The organism is Variovorax stachyos, assembly GCF_051400855.1.
Taxonomy (GTDB): Bacteria; Pseudomonadota; Gammaproteobacteria; order Burkholderiales; family Burkholderiaceae_C; genus Variovorax.
In genome coordinates, this window is sequence record NZ_JBLFFN010000007.1 from 120247 (window position 1) to 145174 (window position 24928).

Genomic DNA, 24928 nt, shown 5'->3' on the forward strand with positions numbered 1-24928 from the left:
GACGCATGCTGAATTTCGAACTCCTCGCCACCGACCCCGACAGCCACGCACGCCGCGGCACGCTCACCCTCAATCACGGCGTGGTGCAGACGCCGATCTTCATGCCCGTGGGCACCTACGGCACCGTCAAGGGCGTGATGCCGCGCAGCCTCGAGGAGATGGGCGCGCAGATCATCCTGGGCAACACCTTCCACCTCTGGATGCGCCCGGGCCTGGACGTGATGGCCAGCTTCGGCGGCCTGCATCAGTTCGAGAAATGGCACAAGCCCATCCTCACCGACTCGGGCGGCTTCCAGGTCTGGTCGCTGGGCGCAATGCGCAAGATCAGCGAGGAAGGCGTGAAGTTCGCCTCGCCGGTCAACGGCGACAAGCTCTTCCTCACGCCCGAAGTCTCGATGCAGATCCAGACCATCCTCAACAGCGACATCGTCATGCAGTTCGACGAGTGCACGCCCTACGACACCAACGGCCACATCACGACCGAGGCCGAGGCGCGCTCATCCATGGAGCTGAGCCTGCGCTGGGCGCGGCGCTGCCAGGCCGAATTCGCGCGGCTGGAGAACCCCAACGCGCTCTTCGGCATCGTGCAGGGCGGCATGTACGAGAACCTGCGCGAAGAGTCGCTGGCGCAGCTGGTGGAGTTCGACTTCCCCGGTTATGCCATCGGCGGCGTCAGCGTGGGCGAGCCCAAGGAGGAGATGCTGCGCATCATGGCGCACACGCCGCACCGGCTGCCCTCCCACAAGCCGCGCTACCTGATGGGCGTCGGCACGCCCGAAGACCTGGTGGAAGGCGTGGCCCACGGCGTCGACATGTTCGACTGCGTGATGCCCACGCGCAATGCGCGCAACGGCACCCTCTTCACTCGATTCGGCGATCTGAAGATGCGCAACGCGCGCCACAAGAACGACCCCCAGCCCATCGATCCGAGTTGCAACTGCCATGCCTGCGCGGGCGCCTCGGGCGTGTCGTGGAACGAGGGCGGGCGCGAGGGCTTCAGCCGCGCCTACCTGCATCACCTGGACCGCTGCGGCGAGATGCTCGGGCCGATGCTCACGACCATCCACAACCTGCATTACTACCTCAACCTGATGCGCGAGATCCGGATGGCGCTCGACGGGGGCCGCTATTCGGAGTTCCGTGCGCAGTTCAAGGCCGACCGCGCGCGCGGGATCTGAAACAAGGCGTACTACTTCGCGGCGCCCGGCGTCTTGATGGCCAGCGGCGTGCTGTAGGGCTCGACCCGCAGCAGCTCGTTCTTGAACAGGGCCAGCTGCCGCAGAGGCGCTTGCACCAATGCGCCGGTCTCGTCTTTCCGGGAGGCGTACTGCCAAACCGTCAGAGGGCTCTTGTCCTGCAGCAGGGCTGCGAAGCGCTGCACCTCGGGCGTGCTGCCCGAGCCCAGCTGCACTGCCTCGATGCCGACAACGATGTCGTCGCGTGGCGAGACCACCTTGAAGAGACGCATGCCGCCGGGCTCTTGCGCGTTGGCGACCAGGCTTGCCGCCGACAGCAGGGCGGCGACGAAGGAGGCAAGATACAAGCCGGCGGCGGCGTGGCGGCGAAAGAACTGGCTGAACATGGCTGCGGTGCGTTGGATCGGAGGCATCGAGCGTAGCCACAAGCCCCACGCGCGGGAACACGACATAAGCCATACGCCGCACGAGCGAGTCTTGTGCGTCGACGGCTGGCGCGCACCGGCGTCGGCATAGAGAATCACCGTGCCGCGCACGCCGCGGCAGACCTTCCACCGCACGGAGATCTTGATCATGACGGCAACGGATTCCTTCTATTCGGCGCGCTATCCGTCGCTCGCCGGGCGCAGCGTCTTCATTTCAGGCGGCGCCACCGGTATCGGCGAAGCTCTGGTACGCGCCTTCCATGCGCAAGGCGCTCACGTCGGCTTCTGCGACATCGATGCAACTGCGGGCAACGCACTGGCGGCCACGCTGCAGGGCGACAACAGGGTGCTGTTCCAGGAGTGCGACGTCACCGATGTCGCCGCACTGCAGGCGGCCATTGCCGCGACGCGCGCGCGCTTCGGGCCGATCCGCGTGCTGCTCAACAATGCCGCCAACGACCGGCGCCACGACATGGCCGACGTCACGAGCGAGGATTTCGATGCGCTGGTGGCGGTCAACTTCAAGCACCAGTTCTTCGCTGCGCAGGCCGTGGCGGAAGACATGCGCGCGGCAGGCGGCGGCTCGATCATCAACTTCGGCTCGATCAGCTGGATGATCAAGGGCGCCGGCTATCCGGTCTACCAGGCCTGCAAGGCCGCCGCGCGCGGCCTCACCCGCTCGCTGGCACGCGACCTCGGCAAGGCCAACATCCGCGTCAACTCCATCGTGCCGGGCTGGGTGATGACCGAGCGCCAGCTCAAGCTGTGGGTCAAGCCGGAGTCCGAAGCCCAGATCGACGCCGCGCAGTGCCTGCCCGGCCGCGTGATGGCCCGGGACATCGCCAGCATGGCGCTCTTCCTCGCGGCCGACGATTCGAGGATGTGCAGCGCGCAGGACTACGTGGTGGACGCCGGCTGGACCTGAAGCGGCGGCAGACCGTCGCTCGGCGGCAATCCTGCGACGGTCCCGCAGGCATGACAAAAGCGCGAGAAGGCGCTCTTGCGCGCCTTGCACGCACGGCAGTGGTCGAACAGGCCGATGCCGCAGTGCGGGCAAAAGTCGATCTCGGTGTTCTTGAGATCCACAGGCCGTTCGCAACCCGGACAGACGCTCTTGGCAAGCCGTGCCAGCGCGGTGTCGTAGCTCAGCTCGTTGCGCCGCACCGTGTCGGGCTGCGCCTCGGCCAGCTTCTGGCGTGCGAGGTAGCGGTTGAGCGCGATGATCGCGTAGCGCCCCACCAGCACGGTGAGCACGATGCCCACCGCGTAGCGCACATAGCCGCCGTAGCTCGGCAGATAGGGCACGAGCTCGACGAAGAAGGCGAACAGCGCGAAAAAGATGAAGCCCCAGACGAAGGGCCACCAGGTGCTCTTGCGCTTCTTCGCGAACAGCCAGCCTGCGACCACCAGCAGCGGCAGGGTGAGCGCCAGACGGTAGGCGAACACGCGCAGCTCGACGCGTCGGTTCTCCGCCTCGAGCGCCTTGCGCGCCGTCTCCTCCAGGGCCGCGAGCTTCTCCTGCGCGGCCTGGCGCGCCTGGCGGGCGTCGAGCGCAATCTGCCGCTGTGTCCCGACGGCGCGCTGCGCCTCGTCTTCCTTGGCCTTCAGCGCGTCGAGGGCCTTGGTGCGTGCGATCAGCTCGCTGTCCTGGTCGGGCTGCGCGGTCACGCGCCACGTGGCCAGCCAGTTGCCGAAGGTCTCGCGCGCCGCGCGGCTGGCTTGCTGTGCGGCGAGCAGCGCGAGCTCGGCCTGCTCGCGTTCGCGCGTGGACTCCTGCTCCGTACGCTGGCTGGCCCGGATGGTCTGGCGCAGCGGCTCGGCCGCCGGGCGGTCGATAAAGTCGTCGAGCGTCAGCGTGCGTTCGACCCGCGGCAAGTCGCCCACGATGGTGCTGCCCAACCCGATCAGGAAGCTTGCGAACACCAGCGCTACCACCCACAGGCCGCGGCGGAACCACTTCTCCGACAGGCGCAGGGATTTACTGCTCATCTCGACATCTCCGGTTTTTCGTCAAAAGATCGCTGCCATGGTGCATCGCGCCTGCAAGGCGCGGCGCGCGTAGTCAAAGGTATCGCTGCCACAGCGTGTTGCTCAGGCGCCCCGTGGGATCGACGTCTCGCTTCACGGCGCGGAACGCGTCCGCCTGCGGATAGGCGACGGCAAATTGCGCCCGGGTCGCATGCAACTGGTAGGGCAGGTAGTAGGTTCCATCGCATTTCAAGGCAGCATCGATCATCGCCCGGGTCCAGCGAGCGGCGTCCTCCAGCGCCTGGGGGTGGGCGCGCTGCTTGTAGTAAACGACGAATGAAAACACTTCCTCGCGCGCCCACGGGAGGAGCGACACCTCGTCCGGCGGCGAATGCCGGATCGACACGTTGAGCACCTTGGCCCGATGCTCCCGGATGATCCTGGCCATCTCGGTCGCAAAGACAAGGAAGTGCCGCGTCGGAACGAAATACTCCTGGAGTGCATAGGTGGACGTCCGCCGGCTCGCCGGCTCCAGCGAACGAAGGTCCAGGCTCGCCTCGTGGTTGCGCCAGACCACCTCCGGCCCTTCGAAGATCAGGGGCCGGACGTATCTGCGCTGCAGCGCGTCGCCGTTCGGAAGCTCGGTCATGGCCCAGATGAGGCCTTGCTCGAACACATAGCGCCGGTCACGCGGCACCAGCCGCGCCGACACGGTCAACGGCTTGCTGGAGCGAAGCCAGCTCACAGCCACGGGCTTGTCGAAATCGGGCGGCATCAGATCTGCGTTGTGCAGCAAGCAGCCATCGGCGGATTTCACTTCGCGCTCGAACCAGGCCGGATAGTCCGCCAAAGGCAGGGTCGTGACGGAGCGCTCGATTCTCACGTTGTCGTCCAGCGCGAGCTCCACCTCCGTGATCACGCCGACAGCGCCGTAGCCGCCGATCGCAGCGCGAAAGAGCTCGGGCCGCGTCCGGCGATCGGCCTCGACGATCTCGCCGTCGGCCAGCACCAGCTGGAGCGCCCGCACGGAATGTCCAAGCGGCCCATGGCCGACATAGCGGCCATGCGCGTTCACCGACACGGAGCCGCCGATGGTGAAGTTGGCGTAGCTCTGCATGGTCCGCACCGACAGCTGATGCGCATCGATGTGATCCTGCAACTCGCGCCAGCGCATGCCAGCCTGCACGCGCACCGCCTTCGCGTCGGGACGCAGCCACACCAGCCCGTTCATCTCGCGCATGTCGAGATGCAGGCCGCCGGCGATCGCCACCTGTCCGCCCATCGAATAGCGGCCGCCGCCGACCGCAATCCGTCCGGGCCATTGGAGGATCGCCTCGCGAACCGCTTCGCGCGAGCGCGGCCGCACCACACGCCCGACCTCCACCGCGTAGAGTCCCGTGACGTTCTCGACCAGGCACCGCGCTGCGGCATGGATGTCGCGGGCCGGGACCAGCAGCAGGCCGGCACCGGCCAGCGCCGTCGCGAGCACGGTCCGGCGCGACACCAAGACCTCGGCGGCCTGCACGCTGCCTCCGGCATGCATGCCCAGCAGTGGACTCACTCGAAGACCTTCGGCTCCGGTGCCATTCGCCTTCGGAGGGGCCGTGCGTCTCATAGGCGCAGCATCACCGGCGCCGTGCCGAGGCCAGCCCGGGGCAGCCAGGCGAAGACCGAGTCGACCGTCACGGTCTCGATGCGGTCGGAAAATCGCTTCTCGTTGGGATGGTCGTCGAAGGCCACGTTGGCCGCGCTGGCGCGGCCCCCAAGACGCGTCAACGGCCCGAGCTTGAGCGTGGTGGGCTCGTAGCCCTTGAACTTCAGCCATGCCTGGGCCTGCCCGCGCGTACGGATCGTCGCCGGCTCCATCGCCGCGGCGAGCGTCTCGATGGCCCACTGGTTCGATTGCTGGTACCTGTCGCCCCAGGCATAGCTCACGATGCTGTAGGGCACCGTGTGCAGCCGTGTGACGCGCGAGGGCGGTTCCTCGAGCGCCGCCCGCAGTTGCGCCTGCACGGCGGGCGTCGGCACCACCCAGGCGGCTTCGTGGCGCCAGAGGTCGTCGAGGAAGAACTCGCCCAGCCCCTGGCGGTAGATCGCCGCGGTCGCGGTGTTGCACTGGTTGAGCTTGTGCACCACGCGCCAGGCCCCTGCCTCGGTCCTGTAGGCCAGGCCCATGTGGGAGTAGCGCAGCCCGTACTTGCCAAGGTCCTGCCCCGCTCGCGCCAGCAGCACCACTTGCGCGCCGCTGGCATCGAGTTGCTGCGCGGTGCGCTGCGCGAGCTCCATGCCCTTGATGATCGAAGCCGCGCTCAACCTGTGGTCCTCGCAGGACCGGCCGGCGTGCGCGTTGAGCGGGAACAGGAAGAGACCCGCCAGCACCACCGCCACCGCGGCCGCCAGCAGGTGCATCACCGCCCGCAGCCCACGCCGCGTGGACGACACGCTGCCACGGTATTCGGCCTCGTAGCTGCCGAAGTTGGTGGGGATGCGTTTCACGACAGCCTCTCGTTGTAGAGCAGCGCGCGGCCGATGGCGTTGGGCACGAAGGCCAGCACCTCGCCGGCCGCCGACAGCACGACGCCCGTGCCGATCACGCTGACCGTGACCACGGTGCCGACCACGACCGCGCTGCCATGCACGGTGCGACCCAGCACCTTGACGCTGGCGCGGGCGCCGTCGGATGCGCGCTCCAGCAGATAGACGGTGCCGTCCACCGACGCCTCGACCGCCACCACCGTGAGCGCCGCCCCGGCCACCGACAGCGCCGCCGGCACGGCCACCGCCGCGCTCGCAGCGCTGCCCGCCAGCGAGGCGGTCCCGACCACCGAGGCCACCGGCAGCATCGACAGCGCGGCCGAGGCTTCGCTCTGCGCATGAGCCTGCAGGGGGGCGGCGGCGCCCGCCAGCGCGGCACACGCCGCGATCAACGCCGCAATGAGGGACTTCTTCATGATGTGTTCTCCGGAAACGTGGAATGAAAGGGGCGGCGCGCTCATTCGCCTCGATCCGCTTCGGCGCGGGCTTCGCGGCGGCCCTGCAGGCGCGCTTCGGCGATGTCGGCTTCGTGGCGGTCGCGCAGGGTCTTGGCCAGGGTGAAGGCACTGCTGATCAGGAACAGCCAGCTCACGCCGAGGAAGGCCTTGTAGGTCTCGCCGATCTCCATGCGCAGCAGGCCCCAGCCGGTCAGGCCCATGGCGGTGAAGAAGCCGCCCCAGACCACGAGCTTCCACATCGGCGTGTCGCCGGCGCCGGGCGTCGCGCCGCGCTGGTTGTCGCGCACGAACTTGGCGAGCACGAAGGCGGCCGACAGGCAGAACACGTAGCCCATCACCATGAACGCCCGGTCCAGCGCCTGTCCCGGCAGCCAGCCGAGGCCGGTCGCGCAGAGGAACACGGCCAGCCCGAAGGAGATCCAGACCTGGACTTGCCAGGCGCGGGTGTCGCGCTGGATGGAGACGATGGAGGTAGAGGGTTGCATGAATGCCTCGCGGCGTAGTGAAGGTGCGCGAATGATGGTTCGCGCGTTCACCGCGGGGCGCAAATTCCTGCACCAGTGGCGGATCTGGCCGCCACCGGTATCGTCAATCGGTACCGATGCGCTGCTGGCGGCGCCGCAGCAGGTCGTCGCGCGTGTAGGGCCGCTCGGTGCCCGCCAGCCGCACGGCGATCATTCCCAATGCGTCGTGCGTGGGTGCCGGGGTGCCGGGGCGAAGAAACAGCAGCGGCGACGCGATGCTGATCAGCAGCAAGACCCAGTGCAGCCGCAGCGGCCGGTGATGCTGGCCCCAGAGGAAGAATGCGCTGACGGCGGCACCAAGCAGGAAGCCGGCCGCCACTTCCGATTTGGAGTGGGCATAGATCGCCAGCCTCGACAGACCGATGAGCGCGGCAAAGACCCAGCCGAGCGCAGCGGCGGCGGCGCGCACGCGCGGCTGCCAGTGCGCGGCGACCAGCCAGAACGCGACTGGCCAGATGCTGGCCGAGAGCATGGTGTGCCCGCTGATGCCGGTGAAGTTGAGCATGGCGTTGCCGATGCCCCAGCCCATGAAGGCGATCTTCGAGGCTGCCACGAGGACGCCGGCCGAGCCGAAGAGCGCGAGCCAGCGCCAGGCGATCGGCCGCGTGACGGTGCGCACGCCCAGCCACACGGCAATCCAGGCCGCGACCGGCAGCAGGAAGCCGCTGTCACCGAACCAGGTAATCCAATACCAGAAGTCGTCGGGAAGGGACAGCATCAGGCCGGCTGGCTCCCCAGCAGGCCGCTCACGCGCCGCTGCAGGGATTCGGGCTGCACCTCGGCGCGCGCCATCGCGCTGCCGACATGGAGCCCGACCCGGCTGAAGAAGCCGCGCCGGAAGGGACGCACCATCGCCACGCGCTCGCCGTCGCGAACCTCGATGCGGCTGAAGTAGGAGCCCCAGAGATTGGTCAGCGCCATCGGGACTACCGGCGCGTCGACGCCCTGGGCGCGGGCATCTTCCAGGATCTTCATCACGCCGCCCTTGAAAGGCTGCAGCGTGCCGTCGCGCGTGATTGCGCCTTCGGGGAAGATGGCGAGCAGGTCGCCCTCGCGCAGCACCTGCACCGCGCTGGCGAAGGCCCCCTCGTAGGCGGCCGGATTTTCCTTCTGCGGCGCAATCGGAATGGCCTTGACCAAACGGAACAGCCAGCCGAGCACCGGCACGCGAAAGATGCGGTGGTCCATGATGAAGCGGATCGGCCGCGGGCTGGCAGCCATGAGCAGCACCGCGTCGATGAAGCTCACATGGTTGCAGACCAGCACGGCGGGGCCCTCGGCCGGGATGTGCTCCTCGCCCTTCACCTCGAAGCGATAGACCAGGCGCGTCAGCACCCAGGCGACGAAGCGCAGCAGGTATTCCGGCACCAGCATGAAGATGTAGAAGGCCACCACCGCATTGGCGATGCCCGTCAACAGGAAGATCTGCGGGATGGTGAAGCCGGCCTTGAGCAGCGCCCCCGCGATCACGGCGCTGGCGATCATGAAGAGCGCATTGAGGATGTTGTTGGCCGCAATGATGCGTGCCCGGTGCGTAGGCTGGCTGCGCAGCTGGATCAGCGCGTACATCGGCACACTGTACAGGCCGGCGAAGAGCGATAGCAGGCCCAGGTCGGCCATCACGCGCCAGTGCGGCGCCTGGGCCACGAAGCCCTGCAAGCCCATCCCGGCAGCGGGCGGCAGGTTGCGCGCGGCGAAGTAGAGGTCGACGGCGAACACGCTCATGCCGATGGCGCCCAGCGGCACCAGGCCGATTTCCACCTGACGGCGGCTCAGCGTCTCGCACAGCAGCGAGCCGATGCCGATGCCGACCGAGAACACCACCAGCAGCAGCGAGGCAACCTGCTCGTTGCCATGCAGCACCTCCTTGGCGAAGCTCGGGAACTGGCTCAGGAAGACAGCGCCGAAGAACCACATCCACGAGATGCCCAGCAGCGAACGGAACACCACCACGTTGCCGTGCGCGAGCCGCAGATTGCGCCACGTCTCGCTCACCGGATTCCAATTGATTGCCAGGCCGGGGTCGGTCGCGGGCGCAGGTGGAATGGCCTGAGCCGTTGCCCGCCCGACCACCGCCAGCAGCAGGCAGGCCACTGCCACCGTGGTATGCCCGATGCCTGGCAGCGCGACCAGCAGGCCGCCGGCGACCTGCCCAAGCAGGATGGCGACGAAGGTGCCCATCTCGACCATGCCGTTGCCGCCGGTGAGCTCGCGCGCATCGAGCACCTGCGGCAGGTAGGCGAACTTGACCGGGCCGAAGAGCGTCGAGTGGAGCCCCATCAGGAATACGCAACCCAGCAGCAGCACCGCATCGGCACGCATGAAGCCCCATGCGGCCAGCACCATGATCGCGATCTCGAGGTTCTTGACGAAGCGGATCATCTTCGTCTTGTCGTACTTGTCGGTGAGCTGCCCGGCCGTGGCCGAGAACAGCAGGAAGGGCAGGATGAACAGCGCGCCGATGACCAAGCCCGCCATGGCCGGCGGCATCCAGCCGAGCTGCAGCTGGTAGGTCACCATGACGGTGAAGGCGAACTTGAACAGGTTGTCGTTCGCTGCCCCCGCGAACTGGGTCCAGAAGAAAGGCGCGAAGCGCCGCTGGCCAAGCAGGGAGAACTGGTTGGCGTGGGGGTTCGGCGCGGGCGCGCCGACGAGCGGGGAGGTATCGGTGGATGTCGTCATTCGAAATCTCCCTGGCGGGCTCCTCAGGCCGTCACTGCGGCCGCGCCCGGATTGTGCCGCAGCGTCTCGCGGCCCATGGCCTGCAGCGCGTGCAGCACCGGCAGCGCGGCCAGTGCCGCCGTCACGTGCTTGAGGCTGTGGCCGGCCAGCAGATGGTGCGTCGCCTCGTAGATGGCATGGTCCGCAAGCTCGAACAGCTTGGCCAGCGCATAGAAGAAGATCACCCACCCCAGCCGCAGGCCGATGGCGCCCTTCGCGGGCCTGACCAGCGCCAGCGCGAGCACCAGCAACATGCCGCCGAACTGGACCAGAGCCCAGGGAAGCACGTTGTCCGTGGCCTGGCAGACCGCGACCGCCAGCAGTCCGGCGGCAAGCACGAACCAGGCGGCGGGCCAGCCGGCGCGCGCGCTGACCCGCTCGCAGACGGCGCAACCGATCAACCCGGCGAAGGCCACCGTCATCCCGGCACGGTCGGCCGCCAGGCGCAGCGCGTCGGGTTGCAGATGGTAGAAGGCCGAGCCGGCGGCGGTGATGACCAGGCCGGCGAAGAACATCCAGGCGCAGTCGAGCAGGTTCACCGGGGGCTGGATCACGGCATGGTGCGGCGCCGCGTCCTGCACGTGCTCGTGCGTCCTGTCGTGCCAGTGCAGCCAGCGCAGGCCCCAGACGCCGAGCGCCGCGAACGGCAGATTGCTCAGCACGTCCACAGCGTGCGGCAGTCCGGCCCAGCCGCGGTCGTCGGCAAAGGGCCCGCCGCCGATCCCTGGCGCGACGAGCGCGGGACCGAACAGGCCGGTCAGCAGGAGCAAGGTGAAAAAGAGCAGGAGAGCACGTTCGCGATGGGAGAGAAGAGACAACTGGGACATTGCGGCTCCGGGGGTGGGATGTCGGTGCGGCGGAATGTAGGTTGCCAGCTCCTCCGGCAGCATCGAGAATTGATACGGAGTACTTTTTCACGCCCTTCGGTATCGAATCGATATACCCGGATCCATGAGCACCACCGTCGACCTCATCCAGGCTCTCAAGAACGAGCTCAAGACCGCCCGCATGACCTATGCGGATCTCGCCAAGTCGCTGGACATGGCGGAATCGAGCGTCAAGCGCATGCTGGCGAAGGGCGACATGCCATTGACCCGCGTCGACGCGATCTGCCGCGCGCTGAAGATCGACTTCGCGGAGCTGGCGCGTCGCGTCGCCGACGCGCAGCCGCTGCTCAAGGAGCTGACGCTGGAGCAGGAGAAGGCCGTCGTCAGGGACAAGAAGCTGCTGCTCATGGCCATCTGCGTGTTGAGCCAGTGGACGCTGGAGCAGATCGTGGCCGCCTACCGCCTCACCGATGCCGAATGCATCGGCTACCTGGCGCAGCTCGACCGCATCGGCATCATCGAGCTCAGGCCGCTCAACCGCTACCGGCTCAAGCTGGCCAAGACCTTCCGTTGGCGCCCGCACGGGCCGGTGATGGACTTCTTTCGCGAGAACGTGGTGCTGGACTACTACCGCGGCGGTTTCGACGGGCCCGCCGAGGGCCTGCTGCTGGTGCACGGATCGATCAGCAAGTCGCTGGCACCAGCCTTCCTCGATCGGCTGCAGCGCGTTGCGCAGGACTTTGCGCAGCAGCACCAGACCGACCAGAAGCTCTCCCCCAAGGAACGCGAGGGCTACACGCTGCTGCTGGGCATGCGCAACTGGGAATTCGAGCTGTTTACTCGCCTGCGCCGTTCATGACCCCGCTTGCACCATCAACCCTCAGGTCGACTCGCAACGACGACTTCGCCTTCACCAGCACCTGAGCTTCAGTCCCGCATCAGCGCCTGCATGAGCGTCCGCAGGACGGCCAGCGCCGGAGCCTCGGTGCGCCGGCGCAAGGTCACGAGGCCGAAGCGAGCCACGCCATCGAGCGGCGGGATCATCTTCAGCTCGACCAGATCGGGCGCGGCCGCGCGGATGGCCAGCAGGACGGCATCGCTGCGGCGAACCACCTCCACGAGGCTGGGCACCTCTTCGCATTGCAGCGTCACGCAATGCGCGGGGTGCGCTTCCGGGCCGTAGGCTTCGACCAGCGTGCGTGCCACCTCGTCGCTCAGCGGCGTGGAGGCGATCGGATAGCGCTGCACCGCCTCGAAGGACACGCCGGTGCGCAGCCGCGTGAGCGGATGGCCGCGACGGCACATGAAAGTGCCGCGCATCTTGCGCACCAGCCCGAGCTCCAGGTCCGGCGCGGGCTTCAGCGAGAACGCATCGACCACCAGCGCATCGAGGCTGCGCGTACGCAGCGACTGCACGAGCAGATCGGTGCCGCCGCGCGCCACCGCCACGCGCATCCTCGGGTGGTGCTCGGCCATGTGCATCAGGTAGGGCGTCATCAGCATCGCGCCCGGGCCCGAGCCCATGCCGATGCGCACGGTGCCGCCCTCCCCCTCGCGCAACCGGCGGCCGCTGTCGCGCAGCTCGTCGGCCTCGAAGACCAGATGGCGCGAGCGCTCCAGGACCTCGCGGCCGAAGGCGGTGAGCTCGTTGCGGCGCCCCACGCGGTCGAACAGCGGCATGCCCAGCTCCTCCTCCAACGCCCGGATGCTGCGGCTCAGGGCCGGCTGCGTCAGGTGCAGGGCCTGCGCGGACTTGCTGAACGAGCCTGTGTGGGCCAGCGAAATGAGGTGCCTGAGTTGAACCAGCGTCATGAAGAAGGCCCGCGGAATGGCTGCATTGAACTCATGCTAATGTAGCCAACAATGCATTGGACGTTATCAATCCCCGCTCCTAGGATTCGTTCGCCTCCGGCAATCGCGCCGGTGCCCAAACGGAGTTCCGATGACATCGTTCTTTCAGCGTTCGCACCTCCTCGCCTGTGGCTTGCTGCTGGCCGCCGGGACGGCCCTGGCCCAGAGCTACCCTGCCAAGCCCGTCAACCTGATGGTTCCCTACCCGGCCGGCGGACCTTCGGACGCCATGGCACGCATCTTCACGATCCCTCTGGCCAAGGAGCTGGGCCAGCAGGTGCTGGTCGAGAATCTGGGCGGCGTCAGCGGCGCGATGGCAGCACAGAAGGTGCTGGCGGCGCCGCCCGATGGCTACTACATCTTCCAGGGCTCCCCCAACGAGGTGATCCTCTCGCCGCTGGCCAACGCGGCGGTCAAGCTCAAGGCCGAGGACTTCCGCCTGGTGCATCCCGTGGCCGAGGCCGTGATGGTCTTCGTTGCCCGCAAGGATCTGCCGGCCAACAGCGTGGATGAGCTGATCGCGCTGGCTCGCAAGTCGGCCGACAAGCCGCTCTCGTACGGAAGCGTCGGCGTCGGCTCGCTCTACCACCTGATCCTGGAGAAGGTGCAACAGGACACGGGCATCAAGCTGATGCACGCGCCCTACAAGGGCAACGCGCCGCTGCTGCAGGACCTCGGCGGCGGGCAGGTGGACTTCGCCGTGCTGGTGTACAGCGCCGCAATGGGAGCGCTGGCGGAGCAGGGCCGCCTCAAGGTGATCGGCCAGCTCGGCGCGCAACGCTCCGAGCTGCTGCAGAACGTGCCCACCGCAAGCGAAGGCAAGGAGCTGAAGAACGTCGCCTACAAGACCTGGAGCGGCTTCATGGTGCCGAAGAACACGCCGGAGGAGGTGGTGCAAAAGCTGCACAGGGCGATTGGCGCGACCCTGAGGGAGCCGGGCGTTCGCACGCAGCTCGCGGCCCAGACGCAGGTCGCCGCGCCGCCGATGTCGCTGGCCGAGTCGGCTAAATTCTTCGAGGCAGAGACCGCGCGCTACCGGGACATCGCCAAGTCCATCCACCTGCAGCCGCAGTAAGCTGAACGCCATGAGCACGCTCCTCGAAGACCTGCACGCGCAGGCCGATGCCTTCATCGACATCCGCCGCGACATCCACCGCCATCCCGAGCTCGGCTTCGACGAGCACCGCACCTCGGCCCTGGTCGCCGAGCGGCTCGAGGCCTGGGGGTACGAGGTCGAGCGCGGTCTCGGCGGTACCGGCGTGGTAGGCCGGCTGGTGCGCGGCGACGGCGAACGCCGCCTGGGCCTGCGCGCCGACATGGACGCCCTGCCCATCGACGAAGCCACCGGCCTGGCCTACGCCAGCAGCCACGCGGGGGTGATGCACGCCTGCGGCCACGACGGCCACACCGCGATGCTGCTGGCCGCCGCGCACCACCTGGCCGAACGCGGGCGCTTTTCCGGCACGCTGAACCTGATCTTCCAGCCGGCCGAAGAAGGCGGCGGCGGGGCGCTGCGGATGATGGAGCAAGGCCTGTTCGACAAGTACCCCTGCGACGCCATCTTCGCGATGCACAACATGCCCGGCCTGGAGCAGGGCCGGCTGGCGCTGCGCGAAGGGCCGGCCATGGCCTCTTCCGACTACGCCACGGTCACGCTCGCCGGCATCGGTGGCCACGGCGCAATGCCGCATCGCACGGCAGATCCAATCGTCGCGGCGGCCAGCATCGTGATGGCACTTCAGACGGTGGTCTCACGCAACATCGACCCGCTGCAGATGGCCGTGGTGACGGTGGGCGCCGTTCATGCCGGCAAGGCCAACAACGTGATCCCCCAGAGCGCCACGCTGGAGCTCAGCGTGCGCGCGCTCGACCGCGACGTGCGAAGCCGGTTGGAGGAACGCATCAAGGCACTGGTCACGGCGCAGGCCGAAAGCTTCGGCGTCCAGGCGCGGATCGACTGGCGCCCAGGCTACGCCGTGCTGGTCAACACGCCGCAGGAGACTGCCTTCGCTCGCGAGGTCGCGCTGGAACTGCTGGGCCCCGAACGCGTCACGCTGCAGGCTCCGGCACTGCCGGGCAGCGAGGACTTCGCCTTCATGCTGGAGCACGTACCCGGCAGCTACCTCTTGATCGGCAACGGCGAGGGCGACAGCCACGGCGCCTGCATGGTGCACAACCCCGGCTACGACTTCAACGACGGCAACGTCGCGATCGGCGCGGCCTACTGGGTGCTCTTGGCCGAGCGCTTTCTGCGGTAGCTCCTGGACCTGATCCGGTAAGTCGATGGAGCGAGCTTCACGCGGCGCTAATCGTTCCCGGCAAACACCGTCAGCACACCCGTATAGCCATACAGATGGTGCCGCGCGATCTCGCCCGCGGCGAAGAAGCCGACCAGCGGCACGTCACCCAGCGCATGGCGCACGATCTGCAGCTCGGCGCCGGGCGCGCCGAAATGCGGGCCGCCCCGCCCCGAGCAGCTCACGTACACGGCGCCCGCGATACGGCGCGCCGGATGCGGCGCGGCCTCGGCCTCGCCGGCCGCCACCGCACGCGCGGTGGCGAGCGTCTGCTCCTGAGGCTCGAGTTCCTCTCGGACCTCGGCGCAGATGCGCATGAGGTCGGCGCGCGCGGCCTGCGCATTGCGGCGCACGAAGCTCATGCGCATGCCCGCCTCGGCCACGTCGGCGATTGCGATTCCGCGGCGCGTGGGATCGAGGCCGATGATGTGGCGCACCAGCACGTCGGCGCCGAGGTCGCCGGTGCGCCGCATACCGTCGCTGCCGGCGTCGACCAGTCCTACCAGCGTGGCCCGCACCGCCTCGATCGCTTCCTGTGGCGCATCCAGCGACACGCCGAGTTCAGCCAGCAGCAGGTCGAGCGCCGGCTGGCCGTCGAGCCTGAGCAGCAGGTTGCCTTCGGCTGCGGTGATCTCCCGTTCGCGCGAGACCGGCTGGCAGCCCTGGGTGACGCGCGACACCAGGCGCACCCCCTCGCCGAAGGCCACGCCCGACAGGCCGCCCGAGAACACGCCGCTCGCGGCCCCGTGGCCGCGGATGTTGCCGTTGCCCCCGATCGCGAACTGGAGCGCGCCGCTGCGGCCCGAGGACAGGCCGCCGAAGAGGTAGCCGGTGTCGGTGCGCCCCGCCATTTCGGCCACCAGCTCCGGCAGGTCCGGCGTGCCGGGATCGGCATGCACCAGGGCCGTGTGGGCCGCGAAGCCGCTCATCTCCGAGCCGGCCAGCGGCGCCACGCCCGAGAACACGCGGTACTGGTCGCTCGGAAGCATGCACAGCATGACGGACAGCGCCGGCTCGTCGAAGTACTCGGCGTTGTTGGCCGACACGCCGACGCCGACCGTGCCGGACCAGTCCGTGATCTCAGGCAGCTCGGCGCCCAGGTGGTCGAGGATCTCCTGCGCCTCGGCGGCGTAGTGGTCCGTGATGTAGAGCAGGCCCAGCGTGGGCGCGCGCGCATAGTCCGGCAGCGCCATCTGGGCCCGTAGTTGCGCGAGCACGAGCCCGGCTGCCATGCGCCATTGGGGATGGGTGGCGTGGCCCGTGGGGAACAGCTTCATGGCCTCGGACTTCCAGGCAAGGGTTGCAAATCAGCGCGCGCGCGTTCGCTTGCGCGCCGTCGTCTTCTTGGCCGCGACCGGTGCCTTCTTCGCGGAGGCGCCTGTCTTGCGCGCTGCGGGGCGCGCGGCCGTACCGCTCATTGCCTCGCCCACCGCATCGGCGATCGGCTGGGCCACGGCGGGCATCTTCAGCTGCGAGGCATCCTGCAGGGCGGAGCTCGCGATCTGCTGGAACTGCTGCGTGAGCGCGCCCCACCACTGAAGCGGGTCGACCACGCCGCCGGCAGCATCCGGCGCAGCGGGTCCGTTCGAGGCCTTTGCCTTGGCGCCGCGCCTGGGCGACGGCGCTTCGGCCGGTTCCTCGGGCTCCTCCGGCTCGTCGGCCTCGGGTTCCGGCTCGGGCGCGTGCGCCTGGGGTGCGGGCGCCTCCGGGCTCGGCGGCGGTGCGGCCGACCGGGTGAAGGCATTGGCCAGGTCCTCCATGCGCAGGTTCATGCCGCGCAGGGTCGACAGCGTCATCTTCTGCACTTCGAGCGCCTGGATGGTCGCCTTGAGCGCGTGGCCGTTCTGCTCGAGCCAGTACTGCACCGTCTTGAGTTCCTGGATGCGCTTGTCGACCTCCTCCACGCTCAGCGTCGGCGCGACCCAGCTCGACAGGCTGGGCATCCCCGGCACGGCGCTGGCACCGCCCGAAGCACCCTTGGCAAGGCTCTGAAGGAAGTCGAAACCCGGAACGAACTGACTGAAGGCGAAGGGCTTGGCGTCGCTCATGGGGAGGATCTCCTGGGAGGGGGTTTCTTGTGCCCGGCCAGCTTACTCCATGCGCATGGACTTGGAAGCGCTCAATGCTTGTGGCCGCCGCCCGCCGGCGCGGCAGGTCCGGAGAGCACCGGGACCTTGAGCTCCAGCGTGCTCTTCTGCCCCTTCGCATCCTCGAAGCGCAGTGTCAGCGGCACGGTGCTGTCCTTGGCCAGCGGCTGCTTCAGGTCCATCAGCATCAGGTGGTAGCCGCCGGGCTTGAGCTCGACCGTCTGCCGCGCCGGCAACTCGAGACCGCGCGCCAGCGCGCGCATGCGCATGGTGTCGCCGTCCATCTTCATCTCGTGAACCTCGGCCACGCCCGCCACGGGGGTGGAAGCGCCGACCAGGCGCGCGCCCGCGGGCGCGTTGAGTTTCATGAAGGCACCGGTACCGCTCTGGCCGGGCACCGAGGCGCGGATCCAGGCGTCGCGCACATCGACCGCCGGCGCCTGGGCCAGGGCGTTGCCGGCCACTGCCAGCACGAGAACGGAGGCGGCGATGCGGGGAAGCAGGGGAAGAAAGCGAGTGTTCATGGTGGGTCCTTGGCGAAGTGTGAATCAAAGGTCGAAGCGGAGCTCAGCGGTGTAGGTGCGCTGCGGGTAGGGATGAAAGTTCCAGTACTGCTCGTTGTTGGCGTTGTCGATGCCGAAGGCCGCCGACCAGCGCTTGTCGATCTGGTAGCGCACGCGGAGGTCGACGACGAAGTAGCGGCTGGCGCCGAAGTAGGCATTGGCGTTCACGTCGCTGTTGTCCAGGTTCGAGTATTGGCGCCCGCTGTAGCGCGCCGCCACGGTAAAGGCCCAGCGCGCGTCGGGCTTGTAGGTGGCGTAGACCGTGGAGCGCCAGCGCGGCACGCGCGGCTGCCACTTGCCGACGCTGGCCGGGAAGGCGGCATTGGCGACGATCGTGGAATCGGCATAGGTCAGGCTGGCGCCCAGGTCCAGGCCCCGGACCCACACGTCCTGCCCGGTGTAGGCCATCTCCAGCCCGATGGTGCGCACCTTGTCGACGTTCTGCACGCGCGAGACGGTGGAGTTCGGGATCAACTGGCTGTAGAGCGCGTCCTTCGTAGTCTCGTGGAAGAGCGTGGCGCGCGCCAGTCCGCTGCCCAGGTCCTTCTCGGCGGACAGCTCGCCGGTCCACGATTTCTCGGGCTTCAGGTTCGGGTCGTTGATGAAGGACAGCGCCCCGCCCGAGGTCGCGCCGTAGAGCTCGCCCACGGTCGGGTAGCGCACCGCGCGACCGAGCGAGGCCTTCAGCACCGTGTCCTTCGCCAGCTGCCAGGCGAGCGCGGCCTTCGGCGACAGGTCCGATTCGCTGCGCGCGGCATAGGCCTGCGAACCGGCGCCCGAGGCGGTGAAGCCGTCCTTCGCCTGCCAATGCTCGTAGCGCAGGCCGAGCACGGCCTTCCATCGTGGCGCGAAGCCCCAGCTGTCCTGCACCCAGGCGCTCTGCGTCCGGGTGCGGCCGCCGACGTTGCTGACGACGGACCCGGGCACGGCGGGCCCGTCCAGCCAACTGCCCAGTACGTTGTTCTTCGCGATGGCCAACTTGTACGCGTCGCGGCCGATGCCGAAGTCGACGATGTGCGCGCCGCCCACGCCCCGGGGCCGCCAGGTACCCTTGGCCGCCAGCGTGTTCCAGCCGGTGCCGTCCTGGTCCTGCAGCGTGCCGGCGCCGCCGACGGCCGCCAGCGGCAGCGCGACCGTGGGCGCGCGCTGTCGGTCCTTTGCGTAGTCGTACAGGCTGGCCGCCACTTCCCAGTCCCATTCGCCGCGGGTGTTGCTCTTGACCGAAAGCCCGTGCATGTAGTGCGTCTGGACGTCGTTCGTCAAGGGGAAAGCGGTGGGCGCCAGCGCATAGCCTCGCCCGCCGATACGGATCGGCCCGCTGAAGACCGGCTGGCCGGCCGCATTGACCAGGTAGCTGTCGGGCCGGCCTTCCGCGCTGTTCTGCCACCAGCCCAGCGTGTAGGTGGCGCGAAGGGTGGGCGAGAAGTCGTAGGCCAGCTTCAGCTTCGCGTGGTCCTGCACCGTGCGATAGGCCGTGCCGGTGCCCAGGATGTACCAGGGCGTGTTGGTGGTGTTCAGCCCCGGCACGGCGCCCGCCACCGGCGTGCCGGCGCGGCCCGGCACGCCCGAGGCCACCGTTGCGGTGGTGAAGGTCAGCGGCTGGCCGCGGCTGTCGGTGCGATTGACATCGATCCACCAGGACCAGTCGCCGCTCCTGCTGCCGAGCGAGGCGCTGGTCTGCCAGCCGTCGAAGGTCTGGTGCGTGTTGTAGAAGTCGAAGGGCTGCGAGAAGTAGCCGGCCTTCACATGCGCCTCGAGCCGGGTCGGCATGCGCGTCACGTAGTCGACCACGGCCCCGGCCGAGTTGCCGGGGTAGGCGGCGGAGAACGGCCCGTACATCACGTCGACGCGCTCGATCTCCTCGGGTGTGACCAGGCCCCAGCGCGGGGCGTAGTTGGTGCCGTTGGCGATGCCGTTGCCCAGGTAGTTGGACAGCAGGATGCCGTCTGCATAGACCGCCGAACGCGCGCTGTTGCCGGTGCCGGAGGCCCGGGTCGACAGGATGGCGTGGTTGTAGTCGCCGATGTAGCGCTTGCGCACCAGCAGGCTGGGCAGGTACTTGAGCGCGTCTTCGCTGTCGGTGGCGTTGATGCGCGTCTCGATCTCCTCGCGCGTCACGCCTTCGATGGTGGTGGGAATCTGCGTGGGCAGCGAGGTCGGCTGGCCGCCGGTGACGGTCACCACGCCGAGCGACCTGGTGCGCTCGGGCGCCTGGTCGTCGGCAGTCCTGGCGGGGCTCTGGGCGAAGCCCGGCCCCGCCAGCCAAGGGAAAGCTGCGCCCAGGGCGAGGGACAGCACGGTTTTCTTGTTCATGGAAAGCGCTCCTCGGCGCCGTGGAGCGCCGGTGCATTGCAAGGAGATCAGCGCGCACGCGCCGGATCGACGCGCTGCGCGCTACGAGATCGACAGCAAGCTCAGAGCGCGGGCGGCCCGCGCGCGGGCAGCGGGGCCGCAGTGGCCGCGGCGATGCGCGCGGCCGGGATCGGCTGGACCGCATGGGCCAGCGGGAGTGGGTGCGGCAGCGCCGCCACCGGCGCCGGCGGCGGTGCGCCGGTCAGCAGGCAAAGCGGGCAATCCAGGTGGCTGGCACCCAGCTCCTGCGCGCCGTCCTCGCCCTGGACCATCAACTTGACGGTGCCGACGCTGGAACACACCAGTTCCATCGCCTGCGGGTGCACGATCGGCGAGGCGATCGCCGCGCCCAGCGACAGCGCAAACCACAGCAGCACGAGGCGGCCGAGGCGGTGGGCGTGACGCAGGCAGGACATGGGGTGGCGATTATCGACGAGGCCAGCCGACCGGATCGCGCAGGCCGCAGCACGAGCGGGAATGTATCCAGGGGTGTCAAGACGGCGCGGCGCCGCTATGCTCTTCGGATGCGCAGCCTATTTCACCTTGCCTTCAACGTCCGGGATCTCGACGAGGCCCGTCGCTTCTACGGCGGCCGCCTCGGCTGCACCGAAGGCCGCAGCACCGACACCTGGGTCGATTTCGACTTCTTCGGTCACCAGATATCGCTGCATCTGGGCGAGCCCTTCGCGACGGCGCGCACCGGCCATGTCGGAGATGTCATGGTGCCGATGCCGCACCTGGGCCTGATCCTGGAGCTGCCCGATTGGCAGGCGCTCGCCGAGCGTCTGGAAGCTGCCGGCACCGAGTTCGTGCTGAAGCCGCAGGTGCGCTTCGAGGGCCAGCCCGGCGAGCAGCGGACCATGTTCTTCTGCGACCCCTTCGGCAACCCGATCGAGGTCAAGGGCTTCCGCTCGCTGGATGCCGTCTACGCCACCTGATCCACCATGCCCCAGTTCCCGCGCCCGGCCGGACTTGCAGCCGCGCTGCTCGCCCTGTCGCCCCTCGCGGCCCAGGCGGTGCAGGACTGCGAGCTCAACGGCCAGCACGTGAACCCCGCCAACGGCCACACCACCGCCGGCAAGACCGGCCTGATGCGCTGCAAGGACCGCGATAGCGGCGAGCTGATGCGCGAGCAGCAGCTCCAGAACGGCGTCTTCATGGGCCTGGTGCGCTACTACGAGGGCGGCAAGCTGGTGAAGGAACACAGCCTGAACGCGCGCGGCAACCTGGAAGGCCCCGCGCGCGAGTTCTCGCCGGCCACGGGCCGGGTGCTGCGCGAGGCCGTGTACGACGACGGCCACGAGACCGGCCTGTCGCGCAGCTTCCACCCCGGCGGCCAGCTGCGCCGCGCCACCTTCTACGCCGAGCCGGGCGAGCGCGCGTATGCGGAGTTCACCGAACGCGGCCAGCTGTCGGCCCTGCGCTGCGGCGACAAGCCGCTGCTCGCCCCGGTGGTCGACGATGCGCGGCTGTGCGGCTTCGTGGGCAGCACCCCCTCGCAGGTCGAGCTTTTCGACGCCAAGGGCATCCTGCGCACGCGGCTCGCCTACCTGGCCGGCAAGCGGTTGCGCAGCGAGGAGCTCTACGACAACGGCAAGCCGGCGATGCAGGACGAGATCAGCGGCAACCAGCGCACCGAGCGGCGCTGGTCCTCCGAGGGCATCAAGCGCCGGGAGATCGTCTACCTGCTGCTGGAACGCGGCGCGATCAAACGGCGCGAGCAGGAGTTCTCCGAGAAGGGAATGCTGGTGCGCGACCAGCGTTGGAGCGCGGCCGGCGAGCCGCTGTCCGACGAGAGCTATTACCTCAACGGCCAGCCGCGCAGCAAGGCGGTCTACGGCGAGGGCAACGAGGCGCGCACGGTCGAGATCACCGAGTTCCACGACAACGGCCAGCGTGCCGCGCAGGGGCGCTTCGCCGTCGTGAGCCGCTTCCGCCAGATCCCCATCGGCCTGCACCAGCGCTTCGGCGACAACGGAACGCTGCGCGCCGAATCGAGCTACGACGACAAGGGCCGCGTCACGCGCGAGCGCAGCTGGGACGCCGACGGCAAGCTGGAGCGGGACGACGAAGTCTTCGAGGACGGCTCCCGGAAGGCTTACGCCAGGTAGGCCTCAATCCAGCTTGATGCCGGCCGACTTGATGATCGGCCCCCAGCGCTTCGACTCGGCGCGCGAGAGCGCCGCGAACTGCTGCGGCGTGCCGGGCATGGCCTCCATGCCGAAGTCGTTGAAGCGCTTCTGCACGGCCGGCACGCTGAAGGCGCGGTTGAGTTCGGCGTTGAGCCTGCTCACCACCGGCGCGGGCATGCCGGCCGGGCCCAGGATGCCCTGGAAGGCGAACACCTCGGTGTTGGGCACGCCCACCTCGGCCAGCGTCGGCACATCGGGCAGCAGCTTGGAGCGCGCGCCGGAGCCGATCGCCAGCACCCGCACCTTCTGGCCCTGCATGATCGGCAGGCCCGAGGCGAGGTCGAGAAACATGCAAGGCACCTGGCCGCCCATCACATCCGCCATCGCCGGCGCGGCGCCGCGGTAGGGAATATGCGTGATGAAGGTGCCGGTGCGGTTCTTGAACATCTCCATCGCCAGATGGTGCGGCGAGCCGTTGCCGGGCGAGGCGTAGTTGACCTTGCCTGGATTGGCCTTGACGTAGGTGAGGAAGGCCTTGAAGTCCTTGGCCGGGAAATCCGGATGCACCACCAGCGCCAGCGGGAACTTGCCGATGGCGCCGATGTAGCTGAAGTCCTTCTCGGGGTTGAAGGGCAGCTTGCCGAACAGGTGCTCGTTGAAGGCCAGCACCGCGTTGTCGGCCGACATGATGGTGTAGCCGTCGGGCTTGGACTTGGCGACCAGGTCGGCGCCGATGTTGGTCGAGGCACCGGGCCGGTTGTCGACCACGATCTGCTGGCCCAGGGTCTGGCGCATGGCCTCGGCCAGGGTGCGCGCGATGACGTCGGTGCCGCCGCCGGCCGGATAGGGCACCACCCACTTGATGATCTGCTCGGGGTAGTTCTGCGCGCGCGCCCAGGGTGCGGCGCTGGCGGCCGCGGTGGCGGCGAGCGTGGTGAGCAGGGTTCTGCGGTCCATCGATGAAGTCTCCTGGGTTTTCGAATGAATCAAGCCGTATCGGCATCGTCCGGCGCAGCGGACAGCGAGGGTGTCGGCAAGTCGCGCAGCGCCTCCGCCAATGCGGCCCGGCAACGTGCCTCGTCGCCGAGCTGCTCGAACAGCAGCAGGACGAGTCGCGCAAGGAAAAGTGATTCTCGCTCGGCACCGGCTTCGCTGATGGCGCGGGCGCATTCGGCGTAGAGCCGGTCGCGTGCTTCGAGGCTCAGGGCAGTCATGCGGCCTCCTTCGTGGCCAGCGCCGAGGCACGAGCCAGCGCCTGCGCAAGCGCGCCCGGCGGCACGCGGCGCCAGCGCGCGGCCACGTGGCCGTCGGGGCGCAGCAGGTAGACCGCGCCCTCTTTCGCACCCAGCGCTTCGAACACAGGCGCATGCGCCGCGGAAGGCGGCAGCGTGCGCAGCACGGCCTTCAACGGACCAGCCTGCGCGGCGGCGAGCTCGGCCTCGAAGGCCGGATCCAGGCGCTCGATGTTGAGCACGAGAACGGTAAACCGCGGGCCCAGCCAATCGGTGAGATGCAACCCCGGCCCCAGTGGCTGCTCGGGCATGGTCTCGCCGGGCCGGGGCCCCGCCGGCAGCGCCTCGCTCTCGCTGGACAGCGCGGAGTTCTCGTAAGGCACCGCCTGCGTCTGCCGCGGGTTGATCAGGTTGGCGATCCCGCGGTGCGCGCCCGCGAGCGACAGCGCCGCCTCGCGCAGCAGGTCGAAGCCGCGCGAGGGCGGCGACATGAACTCGGTGCTGCGCATCGCGTTCTCGGCATTGATGTGGAAGGCGGCGATGCGCTCCTGCGAATAGCTGTCGAGCAGTGCATCGTCGGACACGCCGCGCGCCACCAGCGCCAGCTTCCAGGCTAGGTTGTCGGCGTCGTCGAAGCCCGAGTTGAGGCCGCGCACGCCGAAGATGGGCATCGCATGCGCGGCGTTGCCGGCGAAGAGCACGCGGCCGTGACGATAGCTCCGCAGCGTCATCGCGCCGGCCCGGTAGACCGAGGTCCAGACCGTCTTCCAGGGCAGGTGGCCTTCGCCGATGGCGTCGAGGTGGCGCTGCACGAACTCGGCCACCGCATGAGGCCTCAACGCCTCCTCCGTGCTCTGGCCGGCGCGCAGCTGGTAGTCGATGCGCCAGATGTCGTCGGGCTGGCGGTGCATCAGCACCGTCGAGCCGGGGTTCCACGGCGGGTCGAACCAGGCGCGGCGCTCGGTCGGGTGCGTGCTGTGCAGCTCGATGTCGATGATCACGTAGCGGCCTTCATAGGCCGTGCCCTCGAGGTTGAGCCCCAGCGACTTGCGCACGAAGCTCTGGCCGCCGTCGCAACCGACCAGCCACGCGGCGTTCAGTGCATAGCTGCCCAGGGCATTGCGCGCCTGGAGCGAGACGCCATCGGCCTCCTGCACCAGGCCGGTGAGCTCGGTGCCCCAGCGGATGTCGATCAGCCCCGGCTCGGCCGCGTTGCGGCGCACGATCTCGTCCAGCAGGTACTGCTCGATGTAGTACTGCTCGAGGTTGATCATCGGCGGGAGCTTCTGCCGCTCGTCGTGCGGCATTTCGAAGCGGAACACCTCTTCGGTCTTGTAGAAGCTTCGCCCGCCGCTCCAGGGCAGGCCCTTGGCCAGGAAGGACCGGGCAGCGCCCAGGCGCTCGACGATCTCCAGGCTGCGGCGCGAGATGCAGGCGGCGCGGCTGCCGACGCAGACGGTGTCGTCGGCCTCCAGGATCACGCTGCGCACGCCGTGGTTGGCCAGGCCCAGGGCGAGTGCCATGCCGACCGGGCCGCCGCCCGCGATCACCACCGGATGGCGACCGGCCTCGATGCCGTCCTGGAGCGGGGGCAGCACCGGCGCGAAGCGGGTGTATCGGAAGTCGCCGACCGGTGGCGGCAAGCCGCCGGCCGCGGGCGGCAGCGGGCCGGTGGCGGCATCGCCGGGCCGCGCGGCCGGCGAGGACAGGACTGCGGTGTTCATGCGAAGGGATTGTCCCGATGCCTTCCGCCCGTCGAT

General features: G+C 68.8%; 25 protein-coding genes. 7 read left to right on the forward strand and 18 right to left on the reverse strand.

The features are described from left to right. The first annotated feature begins 5 nt into the window (after positions 1-5). On the forward strand, positions 6-1178 hold the full coding sequence (gene tgt, locus ACMGEZ_RS14930; protein ID WP_436823056.1) for a tRNA guanosine(34) transglycosylase Tgt: 1173 nt from the start codon (positions 6-8) through the stop codon (positions 1176-1178). Positions 1179-1189: 11 nt separating this feature from the next. On the opposite strand, the gene ACMGEZ_RS14935 is transcribed toward tgt, so the two are convergent. Further along, positions 1190-1609 carry a hypothetical protein gene (locus ACMGEZ_RS14935; RefSeq protein ID WP_436823057.1) on the reverse strand — a complete coding sequence of 140 codons (420 nt, stop codon included), beginning with the start codon at positions 1607-1609 and terminating at the stop codon, positions 1190-1192. A gap of 160 nt (positions 1610-1769) precedes the next feature. On the opposite strand from ACMGEZ_RS14935, the gene ACMGEZ_RS14940 reads away from it, so the two are divergent. Continuing rightward, entirely contained in the window at positions 1770-2546 is a 777-nt protein-coding gene (locus ACMGEZ_RS14940) for an SDR family NAD(P)-dependent oxidoreductase (RefSeq protein WP_436823058.1), read from the forward strand. On the opposite strand, the gene ACMGEZ_RS14945 is transcribed toward ACMGEZ_RS14940, so the two are convergent. The 8 genes from ACMGEZ_RS14945 to ACMGEZ_RS14980 all read right to left on the reverse strand — a co-directional run bounded on the left by ACMGEZ_RS14945 (position 2519) and on the right by ACMGEZ_RS14980 (position 10654). Further along, entirely contained in the window at positions 2519-3610 is a 1092-nt protein-coding gene (locus tag ACMGEZ_RS14945) for a serine endopeptidase (RefSeq protein ID WP_436823059.1), read from the reverse strand. The genes ACMGEZ_RS14940 and ACMGEZ_RS14945 overlap by 28 nt on opposite strands. Before the next feature lie 73 nt (positions 3611-3683). Continuing rightward, positions 3684-5150: an FAD-binding oxidoreductase gene (locus tag ACMGEZ_RS14950; protein WP_436823060.1), complete on the reverse strand. Its 1467-nt coding sequence runs from the start codon at positions 5148-5150 to the stop codon at positions 3684-3686. A 50-nt stretch (positions 5151-5200) separates the two neighbouring features. After that, positions 5201-5998 carry a DUF2145 domain-containing protein gene (locus ACMGEZ_RS14955; RefSeq protein WP_436823280.1) on the reverse strand — a complete coding sequence of 266 codons (798 nt, stop codon included), beginning with the start codon at positions 5996-5998 and terminating at the stop codon, positions 5201-5203. Between the two features lie 83 nt (positions 5999-6081). Then, complete coding sequence (locus tag ACMGEZ_RS14960) at positions 6082-6540, reverse strand: hypothetical protein (protein ID WP_436823061.1); 459 nt, start codon at positions 6538-6540, stop codon at positions 6082-6084. A gap of 41 nt (positions 6541-6581) precedes the next feature. Then, the gene (locus tag ACMGEZ_RS14965) at positions 6582-7067 is read right to left on the reverse strand and encodes a YiaA/YiaB family inner membrane protein (protein WP_436823062.1); all 486 of its coding nucleotides are present in this window, start codon (positions 7065-7067) and stop codon (positions 6582-6584) included. A gap of 103 nt (positions 7068-7170) precedes the next feature. Continuing rightward, the gene (locus ACMGEZ_RS14970; protein WP_436823063.1) at positions 7171-7824 is read right to left on the reverse strand and encodes a phosphatase PAP2 family protein; all 654 of its coding nucleotides are present in this window, start codon (positions 7822-7824) and stop codon (positions 7171-7173) included. Continuing rightward, a complete protein-coding gene (locus ACMGEZ_RS14975; RefSeq protein ID WP_436823064.1) occupies positions 7824-9788 on the reverse strand; it encodes an MFS transporter in 1965 nt (654 codons plus the stop codon). Before ACMGEZ_RS14975 ends, ACMGEZ_RS14970 begins: the two co-directional genes overlap by 1 nt. 23 nt (positions 9789-9811) lie before the next feature. After that, on the reverse strand, positions 9812-10654 hold the full coding sequence (locus ACMGEZ_RS14980) for a hypothetical protein (protein ID WP_436823065.1): 843 nt from the start codon (positions 10652-10654) through the stop codon (positions 9812-9814). Between the two features lie 124 nt (positions 10655-10778). Between ACMGEZ_RS14980 and ACMGEZ_RS14985 the strand changes: the two genes are divergently transcribed. Beyond that, a complete protein-coding gene (locus ACMGEZ_RS14985; RefSeq protein ID WP_436823066.1) occupies positions 10779-11513 on the forward strand; it encodes a helix-turn-helix domain-containing protein in 735 nt (244 codons plus the stop codon). Positions 11514-11581: 68 nt separating this feature from the next. Here the strand turns inward: ACMGEZ_RS14985 and ACMGEZ_RS14990 are convergent, their stop codons facing one another. Next, positions 11582-12466, reverse strand: a complete 885-nt coding sequence (locus ACMGEZ_RS14990) for a LysR family transcriptional regulator (RefSeq protein WP_436823067.1) — start codon at positions 12464-12466, stop codon at positions 11582-11584. Positions 12467-12596: 130 nt separating this feature from the next. Here ACMGEZ_RS14990 and ACMGEZ_RS14995 point away from each other — a divergent pair, with 130 nt between their 5' ends. Beyond that, positions 12597-13580: a tripartite tricarboxylate transporter substrate binding protein gene (locus ACMGEZ_RS14995; protein WP_436823068.1), complete on the forward strand. Its 984-nt coding sequence runs from the start codon at positions 12597-12599 to the stop codon at positions 13578-13580. A gap of 10 nt (positions 13581-13590) precedes the next feature. After that, a complete protein-coding gene (locus tag ACMGEZ_RS15000; protein WP_436823069.1) occupies positions 13591-14763 on the forward strand; it encodes a M20 aminoacylase family protein in 1173 nt (390 codons plus the stop codon). A gap of 47 nt (positions 14764-14810) precedes the next feature. Here the strand turns inward: ACMGEZ_RS15000 and ACMGEZ_RS15005 are convergent, their stop codons facing one another. The 5 genes from ACMGEZ_RS15005 to ACMGEZ_RS15025 form a co-directional block, all read right to left on the reverse strand. Then, positions 14811-16079 carry an FIST signal transduction protein gene (locus ACMGEZ_RS15005; protein ID WP_436823070.1) on the reverse strand — a complete coding sequence of 423 codons (1269 nt, stop codon included), beginning with the start codon at positions 16077-16079 and terminating at the stop codon, positions 14811-14813. A 30-nt stretch (positions 16080-16109) separates the two neighbouring features. Then, complete coding sequence (locus ACMGEZ_RS15010) at positions 16110-16850, reverse strand: PhaM family polyhydroxyalkanoate granule multifunctional regulatory protein (protein ID WP_436823071.1); 741 nt, start codon at positions 16848-16850, stop codon at positions 16110-16112. A gap of 71 nt (positions 16851-16921) precedes the next feature. Beyond that, positions 16922-17413, reverse strand: coding sequence for a copper chaperone PCu(A)C (locus tag ACMGEZ_RS15015; protein ID WP_436823072.1), 492 nt, complete (start codon positions 17411-17413; stop codon positions 16922-16924). A 24-nt stretch (positions 17414-17437) separates the two neighbouring features. Beyond that, entirely contained in the window at positions 17438-19765 is a 2328-nt protein-coding gene (locus ACMGEZ_RS15020; protein ID WP_436823073.1) for a TonB-dependent receptor, read from the reverse strand. Between the two features lie 101 nt (positions 19766-19866). Beyond that, positions 19867-20220 carry a DUF2946 family protein gene (locus ACMGEZ_RS15025; RefSeq protein WP_436823074.1) on the reverse strand — a complete coding sequence of 118 codons (354 nt, stop codon included), beginning with the start codon at positions 20218-20220 and terminating at the stop codon, positions 19867-19869. A 108-nt stretch (positions 20221-20328) separates the two neighbouring features. On the opposite strand from ACMGEZ_RS15025, the gene ACMGEZ_RS15030 reads away from it, so the two are divergent. Both ACMGEZ_RS15030 and ACMGEZ_RS15035 read left to right on the forward strand, forming a co-directional pair. Further along, positions 20329-20742 (forward strand): VOC family protein, encoded by a 414-nt coding sequence (locus tag ACMGEZ_RS15030; protein ID WP_436823075.1) that lies wholly within the window; start codon positions 20329-20331, stop codon positions 20740-20742. A gap of 6 nt (positions 20743-20748) precedes the next feature. After that, positions 20749-21915, forward strand: a complete 1167-nt coding sequence (locus ACMGEZ_RS15035) for a toxin-antitoxin system YwqK family antitoxin (protein WP_436823076.1) — start codon at positions 20749-20751, stop codon at positions 21913-21915. Between the two features lie 3 nt (positions 21916-21918). Here the strand turns inward: ACMGEZ_RS15035 and ACMGEZ_RS15040 are convergent, their stop codons facing one another. Genes ACMGEZ_RS15040 through ACMGEZ_RS15050 form a run of 3 tightly spaced genes read right to left on the reverse strand, consistent with a single transcriptional unit; the run spans position 21919 to position 24892 of the window. Then, the gene (locus ACMGEZ_RS15040) at positions 21919-22893 is read right to left on the reverse strand and encodes a Bug family tripartite tricarboxylate transporter substrate binding protein (RefSeq protein ID WP_436823077.1); all 975 of its coding nucleotides are present in this window, start codon (positions 22891-22893) and stop codon (positions 21919-21921) included. A 29-nt stretch (positions 22894-22922) separates the two neighbouring features. Next, positions 22923-23150, reverse strand: coding sequence for a hypothetical protein (locus tag ACMGEZ_RS15045; RefSeq protein ID WP_436823078.1), 228 nt, complete (start codon positions 23148-23150; stop codon positions 22923-22925). Then, positions 23147-24892: an FAD-dependent monooxygenase gene (locus ACMGEZ_RS15050; protein ID WP_436823079.1), complete on the reverse strand. Its 1746-nt coding sequence runs from the start codon at positions 24890-24892 to the stop codon at positions 23147-23149. Before ACMGEZ_RS15050 ends, ACMGEZ_RS15045 begins: the two co-directional genes overlap by 4 nt. Between the last annotated feature and the right edge of the window lie 36 nt (positions 24893-24928).

What these genes read in the sequence shown, in the direction of transcription:
- ACMGEZ_RS15005 (WP_436823070.1), bottom strand. Translation starts at nt 16,079, where the DNA reads ATGAAGCTGTTCCCCACGGGCCACGCCACCCATCCCCAATGGCGCATG.
- ACMGEZ_RS14940 (WP_436823058.1), top strand. Translation starts at nt 1,770, where the DNA reads ATGACGGCAACGGATTCCTTCTATTCGGCGCGCTATCCGTCGCTCGCC.
- ACMGEZ_RS14975 (WP_436823064.1), bottom strand. Translation starts at nt 9,788, where the DNA reads ATGACGACATCCACCGATACCTCCCCGCTCGTCGGCGCGCCCGCGCCG.
- ACMGEZ_RS15000 (WP_436823069.1), top strand. Translation starts at nt 13,591, where the DNA reads ATGAGCACGCTCCTCGAAGACCTGCACGCGCAGGCCGATGCCTTCATC.
- ACMGEZ_RS14990 (WP_436823067.1), bottom strand. Translation starts at nt 12,466, where the DNA reads ATGACGCTGGTTCAACTCAGGCACCTCATTTCGCTGGCCCACACAGGC.
- ACMGEZ_RS14960 (WP_436823061.1), bottom strand. Translation starts at nt 6,540, where the DNA reads ATGAAGAAGTCCCTCATTGCGGCGTTGATCGCGGCGTGTGCCGCGCTG.
- ACMGEZ_RS14985 (WP_436823066.1), top strand. Translation starts at nt 10,779, where the DNA reads ATGAGCACCACCGTCGACCTCATCCAGGCTCTCAAGAACGAGCTCAAG.
- ACMGEZ_RS15040 (WP_436823077.1), bottom strand. Translation starts at nt 22,893, where the DNA reads ATGGACCGCAGAACCCTGCTCACCACGCTCGCCGCCACCGCGGCCGCC.
- ACMGEZ_RS15025 (WP_436823074.1), bottom strand. Translation starts at nt 20,220, where the DNA reads ATGTCCTGCCTGCGTCACGCCCACCGCCTCGGCCGCCTCGTGCTGCTG.
- ACMGEZ_RS14955 (WP_436823280.1), bottom strand. Translation starts at nt 5,998, where the DNA reads ATGCACCTGCTGGCGGCCGCGGTGGCGGTGGTGCTGGCGGGTCTCTTC.
- ACMGEZ_RS14935 (WP_436823057.1), bottom strand. Translation starts at nt 1,609, where the DNA reads ATGCCTCCGATCCAACGCACCGCAGCCATGTTCAGCCAGTTCTTTCGC.
- ACMGEZ_RS14980 (WP_436823065.1), bottom strand. Translation starts at nt 10,654, where the DNA reads ATGTCCCAGTTGTCTCTTCTCTCCCATCGCGAACGTGCTCTCCTGCTC.
- ACMGEZ_RS15010 (WP_436823071.1), bottom strand. Translation starts at nt 16,850, where the DNA reads ATGAGCGACGCCAAGCCCTTCGCCTTCAGTCAGTTCGTTCCGGGTTTC.
- ACMGEZ_RS14965 (WP_436823062.1), bottom strand. Translation starts at nt 7,067, where the DNA reads ATGCAACCCTCTACCTCCATCGTCTCCATCCAGCGCGACACCCGCGCC.
- ACMGEZ_RS15035 (WP_436823076.1), top strand. Translation starts at nt 20,749, where the DNA reads ATGCCCCAGTTCCCGCGCCCGGCCGGACTTGCAGCCGCGCTGCTCGCC.
- ACMGEZ_RS15045 (WP_436823078.1), bottom strand. Translation starts at nt 23,150, where the DNA reads ATGACTGCCCTGAGCCTCGAAGCACGCGACCGGCTCTACGCCGAATGC.
- ACMGEZ_RS15015 (WP_436823072.1), bottom strand. Translation starts at nt 17,413, where the DNA reads ATGAACACTCGCTTTCTTCCCCTGCTTCCCCGCATCGCCGCCTCCGTT.
- tgt (WP_436823056.1), top strand. Translation starts at nt 6, where the DNA reads ATGCTGAATTTCGAACTCCTCGCCACCGACCCCGACAGCCACGCACGC.
- ACMGEZ_RS15030 (WP_436823075.1), top strand. Translation starts at nt 20,329, where the DNA reads ATGCGCAGCCTATTTCACCTTGCCTTCAACGTCCGGGATCTCGACGAG.
- ACMGEZ_RS14945 (WP_436823059.1), bottom strand. Translation starts at nt 3,610, where the DNA reads ATGAGCAGTAAATCCCTGCGCCTGTCGGAGAAGTGGTTCCGCCGCGGC.
- ACMGEZ_RS15020 (WP_436823073.1), bottom strand. Translation starts at nt 19,765, where the DNA reads ATGAACAAGAAAACCGTGCTGTCCCTCGCCCTGGGCGCAGCTTTCCCT.
- ACMGEZ_RS14995 (WP_436823068.1), top strand. Translation starts at nt 12,597, where the DNA reads ATGACATCGTTCTTTCAGCGTTCGCACCTCCTCGCCTGTGGCTTGCTG.
- ACMGEZ_RS14970 (WP_436823063.1), bottom strand. Translation starts at nt 7,824, where the DNA reads ATGCTGTCCCTTCCCGACGACTTCTGGTATTGGATTACCTGGTTCGGT.
- ACMGEZ_RS15050 (WP_436823079.1), bottom strand. Translation starts at nt 24,892, where the DNA reads ATGAACACCGCAGTCCTGTCCTCGCCGGCCGCGCGGCCCGGCGATGCC.